Origin of the sequence: Paraburkholderia diazotrophica (assembly GCF_038900755.1) — a bacterium.
GTDB classification, from domain to species: Bacteria; Pseudomonadota; Gammaproteobacteria; order Burkholderiales; family Burkholderiaceae; genus Paraburkholderia; species Paraburkholderia diazotrophica_A.
The window spans coordinates 303,748-318,528 of record NZ_JBBPEN010000008.1 but is presented as its reverse complement, the minus strand read 5'-3'; the positions used below and the strand labels follow the sequence as shown (position 1 = coordinate 318,528).

Annotated in this window: 15 protein-coding genes; 12 read left to right on the top strand and 3 right to left on the bottom strand. The window is 63.9% G+C overall.

Annotated features, from left to right (window positions below; genetic code table 11):
• Window positions 1–9: 9 nt before the first annotated feature.
• Complete coding sequence (gene mtgA, locus AABE10_RS24800; protein ID WP_342935861.1) at window positions 10–744, top strand: monofunctional biosynthetic peptidoglycan transglycosylase; 735 nt, start codon at window positions 10–12, stop codon at window positions 742–744.
• A 75-nt stretch (window positions 745–819) separates the two neighbouring features.
• Here mtgA and AABE10_RS24795 read toward each other — a convergent pair whose 3' ends face one another.
• The gene (locus AABE10_RS24795) at window positions 820–1,335 is read right to left on the bottom strand and encodes an outer membrane protein (RefSeq protein WP_342935860.1); all 516 of its coding nucleotides are present in this window, start codon (window positions 1,333–1,335) and stop codon (window positions 820–822) included.
• Window positions 1,336–1,896: 561 nt separating this feature from the next.
• Between AABE10_RS24795 and AABE10_RS24790 the strand changes: the two genes are divergently transcribed.
• The 11 genes from AABE10_RS24790 (at window position 1,897) to pyrF (ending at window position 13,560) form a co-directional block, all read left to right on the top strand.
• The gene (locus AABE10_RS24790; protein WP_342935859.1) at window positions 1,897–2,892 is read left to right on the top strand and encodes an IclR family transcriptional regulator; all 996 of its coding nucleotides are present in this window, start codon (window positions 1,897–1,899) and stop codon (window positions 2,890–2,892) included.
• A complete protein-coding gene (locus tag AABE10_RS24785) occupies window positions 2,889–3,983 on the top strand; it encodes a 2-dehydro-3-deoxygalactonokinase (RefSeq protein ID WP_342935858.1) in 1,095 nt (364 codons plus the stop codon). The genes AABE10_RS24790 and AABE10_RS24785 overlap by 4 nt, the downstream gene beginning before the upstream one ends.
• Window positions 3,984–4,057: 74 nt before the next feature.
• Complete coding sequence (locus AABE10_RS24780; RefSeq protein ID WP_342935857.1) at window positions 4,058–4,738, top strand: 2-dehydro-3-deoxy-6-phosphogalactonate aldolase; 681 nt, start codon at window positions 4,058–4,060, stop codon at window positions 4,736–4,738.
• Window positions 4,735–5,511 (top strand): SDR family oxidoreductase, encoded by a 777-nt coding sequence (locus tag AABE10_RS24775; protein ID WP_342935856.1) that lies wholly within the window; start codon window positions 4,735–4,737, stop codon window positions 5,509–5,511. The genes AABE10_RS24780 and AABE10_RS24775 overlap by 4 nt, the downstream gene beginning before the upstream one ends.
• Before the next feature lie 183 nt (window positions 5,512–5,694).
• Window positions 5,695–6,693, top strand: coding sequence for an arabinose ABC transporter substrate-binding protein (locus AABE10_RS24770; protein WP_342935855.1), 999 nt, complete (start codon window positions 5,695–5,697; stop codon window positions 6,691–6,693).
• Window positions 6,694–6,877: 184 nt separating this feature from the next.
• Window positions 6,878–8,392: an L-arabinose ABC transporter ATP-binding protein AraG gene (gene araG / locus AABE10_RS24765; protein ID WP_342935935.1), complete on the top strand. Its 1,515-nt coding sequence runs from the start codon at window positions 6,878–6,880 to the stop codon at window positions 8,390–8,392.
• 102 nt (window positions 8,393–8,494) lie between these two features.
• A complete protein-coding gene (gene araH, locus AABE10_RS24760; RefSeq protein ID WP_342935854.1) occupies window positions 8,495–9,511 on the top strand; it encodes an L-arabinose ABC transporter permease AraH in 1,017 nt (338 codons plus the stop codon).
• Between the two features lie 37 nt (window positions 9,512–9,548).
• Window positions 9,549–10,349, top strand: coding sequence for an SDR family oxidoreductase (locus tag AABE10_RS24755; RefSeq protein WP_342935853.1), 801 nt, complete (start codon window positions 9,549–9,551; stop codon window positions 10,347–10,349).
• 20 nt (window positions 10,350–10,369) lie between these two features.
• Window positions 10,370–11,308 (top strand): SMP-30/gluconolactonase/LRE family protein, encoded by a 939-nt coding sequence (locus AABE10_RS24750; protein ID WP_342935934.1) that lies wholly within the window; start codon window positions 10,370–10,372, stop codon window positions 11,306–11,308.
• 230 nt (window positions 11,309–11,538) lie between these two features.
• Complete coding sequence (locus AABE10_RS24745) at window positions 11,539–12,603, top strand: aldose 1-epimerase (protein WP_342935852.1); 1,065 nt, start codon at window positions 11,539–11,541, stop codon at window positions 12,601–12,603.
• A 135-nt stretch (window positions 12,604–12,738) separates the two neighbouring features.
• Entirely contained in the window at window positions 12,739–13,560 is an 822-nt protein-coding gene (gene pyrF / locus AABE10_RS24740; protein WP_342935851.1) for an orotidine-5'-phosphate decarboxylase, read from the top strand.
• Window positions 13,561–13,592: 32 nt separating this feature from the next.
• On the opposite strand, the gene AABE10_RS24735 is transcribed toward pyrF, so the two are convergent.
• Both AABE10_RS24735 and AABE10_RS24730 read right to left on the bottom strand, forming a co-directional pair.
• The gene (locus AABE10_RS24735) at window positions 13,593–14,108 is read right to left on the bottom strand and encodes a cupin domain-containing protein (protein ID WP_342935850.1); all 516 of its coding nucleotides are present in this window, start codon (window positions 14,106–14,108) and stop codon (window positions 13,593–13,595) included.
• 119 nt (window positions 14,109–14,227) lie between these two features.
• Entirely contained in the window at window positions 14,228–14,728 is a 501-nt protein-coding gene (locus AABE10_RS24730; protein ID WP_342935849.1) for a CinA family protein, read from the bottom strand.
• Between the last annotated feature and the right edge of the window lie 53 nt (window positions 14,729–14,781).

The window sequence follows — 14,781 nt, the reverse complement described above, 5'->3', positions numbered from 1 at the left end:
GCGACGACAATGACAAAAACGAGGCGTGCGAGCAGGCCCGGCTCGAAGGCCGGAGCGACGCGCTGGGCGGCCTACGCAGTCGCGGTCTTCGTTGCTGCGTGGTTCGCGACGCAGCTGTTCTACTTCGCGCAGATCGCGCTATGGAACTATGTGAATCCGTCGTCGACGGCGTTCATGCGATCCGATGCCTGGCGTCTATCGCAGGATCGTCCCGATTTGTCGATCCAGCGCATATGGGTGCCCTACGAGCAGATCTCGCGCAATCTGAAGCGCGCGATCATCGCGTCGGAAGATGCGAATTTCGTCAATAACAACGGCTACGAAACCGACGCGATTCTCCAGGCGTGGGAGAGAAACAAGGCACGCGGCAAGATCGTCGCAGGCGGTTCGACGATCACTCAGCAACTGGCGCGCAATTTATTTTTGTCGCGAGAAAAGAGCTATATCCGCAAGGGCCAGGAACTCATCATCACGTGGATGCTCGAGACGCTGATGGACAAGGAGCGAATCTTCGAGATCTATCTGAATTCGGTCGAATGGGGCAACGGCGTGTATGGCGCGGAAGCGGCGGCGCGCTACTACTTCAAGACGTCGGCGGCGAAGCTGACAGCCGGCCAGTCGGCGCGGCTCGCCGTGATGCTGCCGAGACCGAAATACTTCGACGAGCATCGCAGTTCCGGCTATCTCGCGCAGCGCGCACGGGTCATCGCCCGCAGAATGGGCGCGGCGGAATTACCGGACTGATTATCAGGCTTCGAATGTGAACTGAAACGGCGATTGTCTTCAGGATAATCGCCGTTTTTATTTTGACGAGTTTGATTATTTGAATCTGTAATTCGCTCCGACGGTAATGCTGTTATTTACCCAGTGGGTGCTGTAAGCATTGGCTGCATCGCGAGTCCATTCGGAGAATAAACTCACATTCTTCGTGAATTGATATTCGACGCCAATGCCGTAATGGAAGGCGGACGAGGGCCAGTCGGTGGTTACGCCTAGCCGCGCGTACGGCATGAATCGTTCGATCGGATAACCGATCTTTGCATCGACTCCGCCGTCCTTGTAGGTCGCGGAACCGTGGTGGAGATCGGCGAACGCTTCAGCGCCAAGCACCACTGGGCCAAGATTGAAACCATAGCCGATCACCAAGCCGGGGAAGAACGTCGTGTGCGAAGGCTTTGCCATGGCGCCCGACGCACTCGAAAAGTTCGCACCAGCCTTGACGCCGACATAAGGACCGGAGAAGTCAGCTACCAGTTGATCGTGCGTCGGTTGTGCGTGAGCCATGCCTGAGCCGACAATTGCCACGCATATAAATAGCGGTTTGAATATATTCATGATCTTATCGGTATTTTAAATGAGTTTGCGAGAGTGCCAGCGAATCGAAATAATCGGCATATGACTGACGATGCGCCAATTGTCGAAAATATTTACGGATTTGCTTAAGCGTAGGCAGGTTAAGCAGGCGAAAGAGCACACCCCATCGGATGATTCCGAAACCATGTCGCCGGTCTTTGATTTCGCTAATTCCTGACTGCAGGCGCTTATCGCGAAGCAATAGGGTTGCGAGGCGTTTCTGTCAGATATTCCCGAGCACCATCGCTACTAGTATCCCAACATATGAGCGATGCGCTCATATGTTGGTGAATCTCAAAAAAGCGCCCTACAATCCGGTTCAACAAGCCGAACGACATCGGCAAAAAACACCGCTTCGTCGCCAGCGCCATGCGCGGCGCATGAAGCGGGATGAAACTGGAGACGCCACGCCATGCCTTCCTGCTCCTTGCTGCACGACACGCGCGCCGCGCACACGCTGCACGCGCCGCTTCCAGTCGCTCCGGACGCGAGCCGCCAAGCCGGCACGTCGCGGTAACTCCCCTCTGCACGTTGCCACCCGCCATGAACAAAGCGATGACCACCCACGCCGAGTCACAAGCGCCGGATGTGCAGGACGCGGCTTCAGCATCCGAAGCGTCTGAAGCACCTCGAACGCAAAAGGCAGACGCTGCGCGCAAGCCCGCGCCGCGCTCCGCGAACGGCGCCATCGTTCCGCCGCCCGTCGACAGCATCGGCTTGCCGAGCACGCTGCTCGACATCACGCCGCAGCAGGCAGGCACGCAGACGCTGCTGCGCGGTCTCGCGATTCTCGAAGCCGCTGCGGCGGGCGTGCGCGACCTGCGCACCTTCGGCGCCGCGCTCGGCACGACGCGCAGCACGACGCACCGGCTCGTCAGCAGCCTCGTGCAGGCGCGTTATCTGCGTCAGGTGCAGGGCGGTTATCTGCTCGGTCCGAAGCTGATCGAGCTCGGCACGATCGCGCTCGAACAGATGCCGCTCACGACGGTTGCGCGTCCGCATCTCGAGTCGCTTGCGGAACTGACGCACGACACCATCCACCTCGGCGTGCGCGACGGCGACGACGTGCTGTACATCGACAAGATTCCCGGCACGCGCGGCCTCGAAATGCGCTCGCGCGTCGGCCACCGGATGCCGCTCGCGTCGACGGGCATCGGCAAGGCGATGATGCTCGATCTCGTTCCCGATCAATGGCAGTCGCTGTTCGACGCGTCGCGGCGCGCGCTCGCGGGTGTCAGCTTCAAGCCCGACAACCGGCCCGATCAGCAGACCTTCATGCAGCGCATGACGAACTACGCGGCGGGCGGCTTCACGTTCGATCTGGAAGAGAACGAAGCGTCGATTCGCTGCGTGGCTGCGCCCGTGCGCGATGCGTCGGGTTCGATCGTCGCGGCGCTGTCGGTGGCGAGCACGATTCCGTACATGTCGCTCGAGCGCATGGACGAGCTGATTCCCGTCGTGCAGCGCGAAGCGCGCGCAATTTCCGAAGAACTGGGCTGGCGTGTTCCACAACCGACTACACGCAGGATCAAACGATGACTCAGACGGGTTCGACCCTGTCCACCTTGTCAACCCAGCGCGCCGAGCCGGCCCAGCCGGCAGGTGGCGCGGCGCTAATCGCGCTCGACTGGGGCACGACGTCGCTGCGCGCTTATCTGTTCGATGCGAACGGCGCGGTGCTGGAGACGCGTGCATCGACGGCCGGCATCATGAATCTGCCGCGTCCCGCCGCGGAAGGCGGTTTCGATGCCGCGTTCGATGCCGCTGTCGGCGCGTGGCTCGACCGCTCGCCTGAACTGCCCGTGATCGCGGCGGGCATGGTCGGCAGCGCGCAAGGCTGGAAGGAAGCGCCGTATGTGAATACGCCCGCGAGCGCCGATGCGCTCGTCGGCGGCATCGTGCGCGTGCAAACCGCGCGCGGCGTGCCGCTCAACATCGTGCCCGGGGTGTTGCAGAGCGGCGAGTTGCCGAACGTGATGCGCGGCGAGGAAACGCAGATTTTCGGCGCGCTGGCGTGCGTGGATGCGTCGGGCGCCGATGCGTCAGCGGCCAATGCGTCGGGCGCGAATGCGTCGGCGGCCGGGAAGGGCGTGTTGATCGGCTTGCCAGGCACGCACGCGAAATGGGTGATGGTGCGCGACGCGAAGATCGAGCGCTTTCACACGTTCATGACGGGCGAAGTGTTCGCGGCGCTCACCGAGCACACGATACTTGGCCGCACGATGGTCACGCCCGACCGTCCCGACACGGATGCGTTTTTGCGCGGCGTGCGAGTCGCGCGCGACAAGGGCCAGGCCGGCGTGCTCGCAACGATCTTCAGCACGCGCACCCTCGGCCTGACGGCTCAACTGACGCGCGAGCAGCAGCCCGACTATCTGTCCGGTCTCCTGATCGGCCACGAACTGAACGGCCTCGAAGCCGCACTCGCACAACAGCAATCGACGCTCGCGGGCCGCTCGTTGCAGTTGATCGGCAACGAAGCGCTGTGCGAGCGCTACCGGCTCGCGCTCGAGCAGTTCGGCTGCCAGCGGGCGGAACTCGTCAGGCACGCGACGGAACGCGGTTTGTGGCGCATCGCGGCGCAAGCGGGCCTCGTCGGCGAGGCGCCGGGCGCCGCGCAGGCGACCTGAGGCGACCGGAAGCGACGAGAAGCGACCCGAAGCGACGAGAAGCGACTGACACAGCAAGTGACATAGGAACCGACATGCAACTCGATCTGAATCTGCCCGCACCGTATCAGCCGCACGCCGGCCTGATGGCCGCTTTCGAAGCGTGTCCGCTGATCGCGATCCTGCGCGGTGTCACACCCGCCGACGCCGCCGATCACGGCCGCGCGCTCTACGAAGCGGGCTTCCGGATCATCGAAGTGCCGTTGAATTCGCCGAATCCGTTCGACAGCATTTCGGCCATTCGCCATGCGATTCCCGTCGATGCGATCGTCGGCGCGGGCACGGTTTTGCGCGCCGAGCTCGTGCACGACGTGAAGGCGGCGGGCGGCGAGCTGATCGTGATGCCGCACAGCGACCCGGAAGTGGTGACGACGGCGAAGTCGCTTGCGATGGCCTGCGCGCCCGGCGTCGCGACGCCGACGGAAGCTTTCCTCGCGCTGAAGAACGGCGCCGATGTGCTGAAGATGTTCCCGGCCGAACAGCTCGGCTGCCAGGTCGTGAAGGCGTGGCGCGCGGTGATTCACAACGACGTGCCGCTGCTGCCCGTCGGCGGCATCGCGCCGGACAACATGGGCCCGTTCCTGAGCGCGGGCGCGAACGGCTTCGGGCTGGGCTCGGCGCTTTACAAGCCGGGCCAGCCGGCGACGGCGACGGCTTCGAACGCGAAGGCGTTCGTCAACGGCCTGCGCATCGCGCGCGCGGGCGTGAAGAAATGAACCGGCTCGCAGGCAAAGTCGCGCTGGTGACGGGCGCGGGACGCGGCATCGGCGCGTCGATCGCGGCGGCGTTCGCGCGCGAAGGCGCGGCAGTCGTGCTGGCGGAACTCGACATCGAGACGGCGCAGCGCACGGCCGCCGACATCGCTGCACAAACAGGCGGCAAGACCCTTGCCGTGCAAACGGACGTCACGCAACCGGCTTGCGTGCAGCGCGCGGTGAGCGAAGGCGAAAAGGCGTTCGGCCCGATCGACGTGCTGGTGAACAACGCGGGCATCAACGTTTTCTGCGACCCGCTGACGATGACCGACGACGACTGGCGCCGCTGTTTCGCCGTCGATCTGGACGGCGTGTGGAACGGTTGCCGCGCGGTGCTGCCGGGGATGGTCGAACGCGGCGAGGGCAGCATCGTAAACATCGCGTCGACGCATTCGTTCAAGATCATTCCGGGCTGCTTTCCATATCCGGTTGCGAAGCATGGCGTGATCGGCCTCACGCGCGCGCTCGGCATCGAGTACGCGCCGCGCAACGTGCGCGTGAATGCGATCGCACCCGGCTACATCGAAACCCAGCTGACGCATGACTGGTGGAATACGCAGTCGGATCCCGCCGCCGCGCGCCAGGCGACGCTCGATCTGCAACCGATGGGGCGCATCGGCAAGCCGGAGGAAGTCGCGATGACAGCCGTCTTTCTCGCGTCGGATGAAGCGCCATTCATCAACGCGAGTTGCATCACGGTCGATGGCGGGCGCTCGGCGCTCTATCACGACTGAGCCGTACGGAAAACGAAAGCGCAACGAAGCAGTAGCGAAGGAACAGAAGAAAAGCAGCAAAGCCGCCTCGCAAGAAGAGGCGACGGAGTCGACCGCTTGACGCGCTGGCCGCGTGTGTCAAAGCCGGTACAAGAAGACGCGGCCAATACCTTCTCGTTACTCACTAGTCAGGAGACACGCATTATGAAACGCAGAATTTTCCTCACGCTGGCAGCGGCGGCGACGGCGGTGCTCTTCAACGCACCCATCGCGCAAGCCGCCGATCCGGTCAAGATCGGCTTTCTCGTGAAGCAGCCGGAAGAGCCGTGGTTCCAAGATGAGTGGAAGTTCGCCGAAACGGCCGCCAAGGAAAAGGGCTTCACGCTGGTGAAGATCGGCGCGCCGTCGGGCGAGAAGGTCATGAGCGCAATCGACAACCTCGCTGCGCAAAAGGCACAGGGCTTCGTGATCTGCACGCCGGACGTGAAGCTCGGGCCGGGCATCGTCGCGAAGGCGAAGGCTGACGGCCTGAAGATGATGACGGTCGACGACCGTCTCGTCGACGGCGCGGGCAAGCCGATCGAAGCGGTGCCGCACATGGGCATCTCGGCTTACAACATCGGCAAGCAGGTCGGCGAAGGCATCGCGGCTGAGATCAAGAAGCGCGGCTGGGACATGAAGGACGTCGGCGCAATCGACGTGACCTATGAGCAGCTGCCGACGGCGCACGACCGCACCTCGGGCGCAACCGATGCGCTCGTCGCAGCAGGCTTCCCGAAGGCCAACGTGATCGCCGCGCCGCAAGCGAAGACCGACACGGAAAACGCGTTCAACGCAGCGAACATCGCGCTGACGAAGAACCCGCAGTTCAAGCACTGGGTCGCCTACGGCCTGAACGACGAAGCCGTGCTCGGCGCGGTGCGCGCAGCCGAAGGCCGCGGCTTCAAGGCTGACAACATGATCGGTGTCGGCATCGGTGGCGCGGACTCGGCGTTGAACGAGTTCAAGAAGCCGAACCCGACGGGCTTCTACGGCACGGTGATCATCAGCCCGAAGCGCCACGGCGAAGAGACGTCGGAGTTGATGTACGCGTGGATCACGCAAGGCAAGGAACCGCCGAAGCTCACGCTGACGCAGGGCATGCTCGCGACGCGCGACAACGTCAGCGAAGTGCGTGAAAAGATGGGCCTCGCAGCGAAGTAAGCGGGCAGCGGGACGCGGGCGCGTGAATGCCGTCGAACGGCATTCGCGCGCCGCGCGCAGGACGGAACAGTCGGAAGCGGGCGAAGGCAAGCCGTCGTGCAGGCGAACGACAGACGGCTACGCGGACGACCGCGCAGACGACGACGGCCCGCGCGAAGGATCAATCGAAGCAACAGGAGGCAAAGTGTCAGCGACGCTGCGTTTTGACAATATCGGCAAGGTGTTTCCAGGCGTGCGTGCGCTCGACGGAATTTCTTTCGACGTGCATGCCGGCCAGGTGCATGGCCTGATGGGCGAAAACGGCGCAGGGAAATCGACCCTGCTGAAGATTCTTGGCGGTGAATATCAGCCGGATTCCGGCCGCGTGCTGATCGACGACAACGAAGTGCATTTCGCGAGTGCAGGCGCGTCGATTGCCGCGGGGATCGCGGTGATTCACCAGGAACTGCAGTACGTGCCGGACCTGACGGTATCGGAGAACCTGCTGCTGGGCCGCTTGCCCAACACGATCGGCTTCGTGAAGAAGGCCGATGCGAAGCGCTACGTGCGCGAGCAGCTCAAGGCGATGGGCGTCGATCTCGATCCGAACGCGAAGCTGCGCAAGCTGTCGATTGCGCAACGGCAGATGGTCGAAATCTGCAAGGCGCTGATGCGCAACGCTCGCGTGATTGCGCTCGACGAACCGACGAGTTCGCTGTCGCACCGCGAGACGGAAGTGCTGTTCAAGCTGGTGCGCGATCTGCGCGCCGACAACCGCGCGCTGATCTACATCTCGCACCGCATGGACGAGATCTATCAGCTGTGCGACGCGTGCACGATCTTCCGCGACGGCCGCAAGGTCGCGTCGCATCCGACGCTCGAAGGCGTGAGCCGCGACACGATCGTCAGCGAAATGGTCGGCCGCGAAATCTCGGACATTTACGGCTACCGGCCGCGCGAGCTGGGCGAAGTGCGCTTCTCGGCGAAGAACATCGAAGGCCATCCGCTCGCCGAGCCCGCGAGCTTCGACGTGCGTCGCGGCGAGATCGTCGGCTTCTTCGGCCTCGTGGGCGCGGGCCGCAGCGAACTGATGCACCTCGTCTATGGCGACGATCCGAAGAAGGGCGGCGAGCTCGTGCTCGACGGCAAGGCGATCAAGGTGAAGAGCGCCGGCGAAGCGATCCGCCAGGGCATCGTGCTGTGCCCGGAAGATCGCAAGGAAGAAGGCATCGTGGCGATTGCGTCGGTGGCTGAGAACATCAACATCAGTTGCCGCCGTCACTATCTGAGGGCGGGCGTATTTCTCGACCGCAAGAAGGAAGCCGAAACGGCTGACCGCTTCATCAAGCTTCTGAAGATCAAGACGCCGAGCCGCCGTCAGAAGATTCGCTTCCTGTCGGGCGGCAACCAGCAGAAAGCGATTCTGTCGCGCTGGCTGGCCGAGCCCGATCTGAAGGTGGTGATTCTCGACGAGCCGACGCGCGGCATCGACGTCGGCGCGAAGCACGAGATCTACAACGTGATTTATCAGCTGGCGGAGCGCGGCTGCGCGATCGTGATGATTTCGTCGGAGCTGCCTGAAGTGCTGGGCGTGTCCGACCGTATCGTCGTGATGCGGCAAGGGCGCATTTCCGGCGAGCTGCCGCGCGGCGCCGCGACCGAGCAATCGGTGTTGAGCCTCGCGTTGCCGAAGAGTTCGTCGACGGCGCAAGCGGCGTGAGTTTGCGCAACAGGCGAACGAGCACTGAACGAGATCTGAATCCGACCGGGACGACAGCCCCGATAGACCGATAGCCCGTGGGGAACGGGAGGAGTGAACCAAATGCAAGCCAGAGAAAACCTCGCGCAACAGGCGGCCAAGAGCGCCGCCGAAGCGCTGATTCCGCAAGCCAGCGACAAGCAGAAGTGGTGGCAGCAGATCACCGAGTACAGCCTGATCGTGATCTTCGCGGTGATGTTCATCACGATGTCGCTGACCGTCGATCACTTCTTCTCGATCGAGAACATGCTCGGCCTCGCGCTGTCGATTTCGCAGATCGGCATGGTCGCGTGCACGATGATGTTCTGTCTCGCGTCGCGCGATTTCGACCTGTCCGTCGGCTCGACGGTCGCGTTCGCGGGCGTGCTGTGCGCAATGGTGCTGAACGCGACGGGCAACACTTTCGTCGCGATCATCGCGGCCGTCGTGGCGGGCGCGGTCATCGGCTTCGTGAACGGCGCGGTGATCGCGTACCTGCGCATCAATGCGCTGATCACGACGCTCGCGACGATGGAAATCGTGCGCGGCCTGGGCTTCATCGTGTCGCATGGCCAGGCGGTCGGCGTGTCGTCGGATACGTTCATCGCGCTCGGCAGCCTGTCGTTCTTCGGCGTGTCGCTGCCGATCTGGGTGACGCTAGTCTGCTTCATCGCGTTCGGCGTCATGCTCAACTCGACTGTGTATGGCCGCAATACGCTTGCCATCGGCGGCAATCCGGAGGCATCGCGTCTCGCCGGCATCAACGTCGAGCGCACGCGCGTCTTCATCTTCCTGATTCAGGGCGCGGTGACGGCGCTGGCAGGCGTGATTCTCGCGTCGCGTATCACGTCGGGTCAGCCGAACGCGGCAGAAGGCTTCGAACTGAACGTGATTTCGGCATGCGTGCTGGGCGGCGTGTCGCTGCTCGGAGGCCGCGCGACGATTTCGGGCGTCGTGATCGGCGTGCTGATCATGGGCACCGTCGAAAACGTGATGAACCTGCTGAACATCGACGCGTTCTATCAGTACCTTGTGCGCGGCGCGATCCTGCTCGCGGCTGTGTTGCTGGACCAGTTGAAGAACCGTGGCTCGCGCGACTGATCGCGTGCAACAACCAACGTCAGAAGGAAACCGAACGATGTCGTCTCCGGCCAACGCGAACGCGCGCGACGAACACAGCGTCTACGCGCGCTATCCGAGTCTCGTGGACCGCACGGTGCTGATCACGGGTGGCGCGACGGGCATCGGCGCGTCGTTCGTCGAGCACTTCGTCGCGCAGGGCGCGCGCGTCGCGTTCTTCGATATCGACGAAACGGCGGGCGATGCGCTCGCCGATCGCCTCGGCGATTCGCGCCACAAGCCGCTCTTTCTGTACGTCGATCTGACTGATATCGACGCGCTGAGGAAAGCGATCGCCGACGTGCGCGCCGCGATGGGTCCCATCGCGGCGCTCGTCAACAACGCAGCGAACGATCAACGCCACAAGATCGAGAGCGTCACGCCCGAGTCGTTCGACGCGGGCATCGCCGTCAACATCCGTCATCAGTTCTTCGCGGCGCAGGCCGTCGCCGACGACATGAAGGCGGCGAGAAGCGGCTCGATCATCAACCTCGGCTCGATCAGCTGGATGCTGAAGAACGGTGGCTATCCCGTGTACACGATGGCGAAGTCGGCCGTGCAGGGGCTCACGCGTGGGCTCGCGCGCGATCTCGGGCCGTACAACGTCCGCGTCAATTCGCTGGTGCCGGGCTGGGTGATGACGGACAAGCAGAAGCGCCTGTGGCTCGACGATGCCGGGCGGCTCGCGATCAAGCAGGGCCAGTGCATCGACGCCGAGCTGCTGCCAGAAGACCTCGCGCGTACGGCCCTCTTCCTTGCCGCCGACGACAGCCGCATGATCACCGCGCAGGATGTGATCGTCGATGGAGGCTGGGCATGAGCGACACGACGCGAAACACGATGAAAGGCCCGGCCAATGACGCGGCGGTGAACGTGCAGGCGGCGCTGCTCGTCGATTCGAAATGCGCGCTCGGCGAAGGCGCGACGTGGGACGCGTGCGGCGGCTTCTTCTACTGGACCGATATTGAAGGCGCGCGTCTATGGCGGTACGATCCGCGCGATGGACGGAGCACGTTGTGGCGTATGCCCGAGCGGCTCTCGACTTTCGCGCTGTGCGCCGATCCGCATTACATGCTGTTGGGTCTCGCGTCGCGGCTTGCTTTCTTCGACCTTGCAACGGGACAGATCGAGCACATCGTCGATGTCGAAGCGGGCATGAATACGCGCGTCAACGATGGGCGCTGCGATCGCCAGGGACGTTTCGTGTTCGGCACGAAGGATGAAGCGTCGCCCGTGCAGCCCGTCGGCGGGTTTTACCGGCTGAATCACGATCTGTCGCTGGAGCGTTTGCCGTTGCCATCGCCGGCGATTTCGAACAGTATCGCGTTCAGCCCCGACGGCGCGACGATGTACTTCTGCGATTCGCCGGCGCGCGAAATTCGCGCGTGCGATTACCACGCGGACGGCCGCGTTTCGAACGAGCGCCTGTTCGCGAAGCTGACCGACGAAACAGGCGAGCCGGATGGCTCGACAGTCGACAGCGAAGGCGGCTTGTGGAACGCGCAATGGGGCGGACGACGCGTCGTGCGCTATGACGCGAGCGGTGTCGAGACGGAACGCATCGACGTGCCGACCGCTCAGCCCAGTTGCGTCGCGTTGGGCGGCGCGCTGCTCGGCACGCTGTATGTGACGAGCGCGCGTGTCGGGCTCGACGCTCAGGCGCTCGCTGCCGATACGCTCGCCGGTGGCGTGTATGTCGCGACGCAGGGCCGGCGCGGCTTGCCTGAGCCGGTGTTCGACGGCTCGCCCGCGGCGCTCGCGGGTGGACGGGGCGCGTAGCCGGTGCGATGGGTTGCGCATCTGACGTAGCCGGAGCAAATGCACGAAGCACGTGATCGAAAGAAGCATTCTGGAGCAGGGCAGTCCGCGCCCCGAAACGAAGTCCACGCGAGGGGCAGCATGCAGCAAAGACCCAAGAGGCGGCCGCTACGCCGCGCCGCCCGCATAAGCCGCCATCTGCCGTCCGAAACGCCGATGGCGATGTTCGATGCCTCTCATGGGAGCCTGATATGACTGTCGCGAATTCCGCTGTTCCGTCGTCTCCTCAGTCTCGCGCGCGGCGAGCGCGGCTCGCGGCCGCCGTGCAGCAGCCGGTGCTGGCCGGGCCGAGCACGTCCGCGGTGGCGGTCGGCGCGGCGAGCGCCGGCGACGTCGCGTGCGTGACGCTCGCCAATTCCCTGTTGCGGCTCGACGTGGCGCCGACGCTCGGCGGCGGCATCACGCGCTTCGACTTCCGCAACGAAGGCACGCTCGTGCCCGTGTTCAGGCGCTGCCGCCATGTCGACGCGGACACCGACGCGAACGATCTCGCGTGTTATTCGCTGCTGCCGTATTCCAACCGGATCGGCGGCGGACAATTCACGCTGGGCGAGCGTGTGATCGACGTGCCGTGCAACCGCGCCGGTGAACCGCTCCCCATTCACGGCGACGGCTGGCTCGCGAAGTGGGACGTCGTAGCCGCGGATCACGACAGCGTCACGCTGACGCTCGACCGGCGCGACGGCAAGCCCTATGCGTATCGCGCGAAGCAGACTTACGCACTCGAAGGCGCGACGCTCGTCATTACGCTCGAAGTCGAAAACACGGGACGCGAAACGATGCCGTTCGGGCTCGGTGTGCATCCGTTTCTGGTGCGCGATGGCGATACGCAACTGTCGGCGGCAGCGGCGGGCCTGTGGCTTTCCGGCGACGACTGGCTTCCCGTGCGCCATGTGCCCGTGCCGCCCGCGTGGCAGTTCGGCGTGGCGTATCCGCTGCCGCGCTCGATCGTCAATCACGCGTTCACCGGCTGGAGCGGACACGCGACGGTGGTGTGGCCGAAGCGCCGGCTGTCGCTGACGATGTCGACGAGCACCGAGTACTACATCCTCTACACGCCGACATCGAAGGACTTCTTCTGCTTCGAACCCGTCGATCACCCGATCAACGCGATGAACCTGCCAGGCGGCGCGGCCGACAACGGCATGACGATGCTCGCGCGCGGCGAGCGGCTCGCGCGCTCGTTCAGCTTTACCGTCGAGCGGACGGGCCTGCGCGCGATGGCAGGCGGACGCCGCGCGAAGCGCGGGCAATGAGCGCGGCGCTTTGATGATCATGTGACCGCTGCATGATCGATTTGCGATGGCAGCGCGCGGCCAGGCTGCATCTGCATCCGGAGGCGCGGTTAAAATACGCGGCTCATCAGTCATTGACGCGCCGCGAGATTTTCTATGTCCACATTCATCCAGACGCTCGACCACGCATGGCAGACCACGAATTCGCTGCTGTGCGTCGGGCTCGATCCTGAGCCGTCGAAATTTCCCGGCGCTTACGCCAACCGCTCGGACGCGATCTTCGATTTCTGCAAGAAGATCGTCGACGCGACGGCGCCTTACGCATCGTCGTTCAAGCCGCAGATCGCGTACTTCGCCGCGCATCGCGCCGAGGAGCAGCTGGAACAGCTGATTGCGCACATTCATCTGAAGCATCCGGGCCTGCCCGTGATTCTCGACGCGAAGCGCGGCGACATCGGCAGCACGGCGGAGCAATATGCGCGCGAAGCGTTCGACCGCTATCGTGCCGATGCGGTGACGGTGAATCCGTATATGGGTTTCGATTCGATCGAGCCTTACCTCGAGCACGAGGGCAAGGGTGTGATCGTGCTGTGCCGCACGTCGAATCCGGGCGGCTCGGACCTGCAGTTCCTGGAGACAGGCGGCCGTCCGCTGTATCAGACCGTCGCGCGTCTCGCGGCGGAAAAGTGGAACGCGAACGGGCAGCTTGGCCTCGTCGTGGGCGCGACGTTTCCGAAGGAAATCGAAGTGGTGCGCGGAATCGTCGGCGAGATGCCGCTGCTGATTCCAGGTATCGGTGCGCAGGGCGGCGATGTCGAGGCGACGGTGAAGGCCGGCCGCACGCAGGCCGGTACGGGAATGCTGATCAACTCGTCGCGCGCGATCCTTTACGCGGGCAAGGACGATGACTGGGTGGAAGCGGCGGCGCAGGCGGCGAAAGACACGCGCGAACGTATCAACGCGTTCCGGCGGGCGTAACCGAAAGTTGTTCCTTTGAAGGGCGCGGCCGGTCAGCCCTGGCCGATCGTCGGACCCAGCTTCACGATCAGGTCGCGATGCTGGGGAAACTCGCGCAGCAACGCATCGACGCTGGCAATTTCGAACTCGCTGAACTCGAATCCCGGCGCGACAGTACAACCGACGAGCGCAACGCTCGCCGCATCGTCGCACTGGGCGGCGAACCAGCGGCCGGATCGAACGACGGCCTGAAACACGCAATCGGCGTTGGCGAGCGCATTGCCGAGCCGATGAACGGTGAGCGCGCCGTCGTCTTCGAGCACATACACATTGAGTGGATCGCCGGCATAGAAGTGCCAGAGCTCGTCGGACTTGATCCGGTGCCACGCCGAGTGCGCGCCGTCGCAGAGAAGGTAGTAAATCGCGGTGGATGCCGAGCGATGCTCCGTCGAATCCAGGCGATGAACGCGATCGCCGGCGCGATACGTCTCGCGGAAGAAGCCGCCTTCGGGATGCGGCCGGAGATCGAAGCGGCGGATCAGTTCATCGCGGTCAATATGCGAGGCCATGATTCTTCCGATGAGCGCAAACGCGATGTGGACTGCGCGCGCATAGTGCGACGCTGAAACGGCGCGATAACTTAAAGGAAGCTAGCGGTTCGAGCGACATCTCCGCAACAAACAAAAAATCACCGCTCCCGCTCGTCGAGCAGAGTCAGAAGTCCGCGCAATGCATGCGTCGCGGCCTGCACTCTGACCCGCTCCCGATCGCCTTTGAAAACCAGCGTCTCGACAACCGTGTGCAGCCGGTTGCTCCAGCCGAAGCACACCATGCCGACAGGCTTCGACTCGGTGCCGCCGCCGGGCCCCGCCACGCCCGTAATCGACAGCGCGACCTGCGCGCGGGAATTCCTCAACGCGCCTTCGACCATCGCGCGCGCAACGGGCTCGGACACTGCGCCATGCTTGTCGATCAGATCGGACGGCACGCCGATCATCTCGATCTTCGCCTGGTTCGAGTACGTCACGAAGCCGCGCTCGAACCATCCGCTGCTGCCCGAAATGTCGGTGATCGCTGTCGCGACCATCCCGCCCGTGCAGGATTCGGCCGTGGCCAGCATCAGCCGCTCGTCCCGCAGACGATTGCCGACGCGAATCGCGAGTTGATGAACGACGGAATCGGTAGCCATGCTGGACTCCGGGTAAGAGGAACGCCAGGGGCGCGTCAGGAGCACGAGGAGGA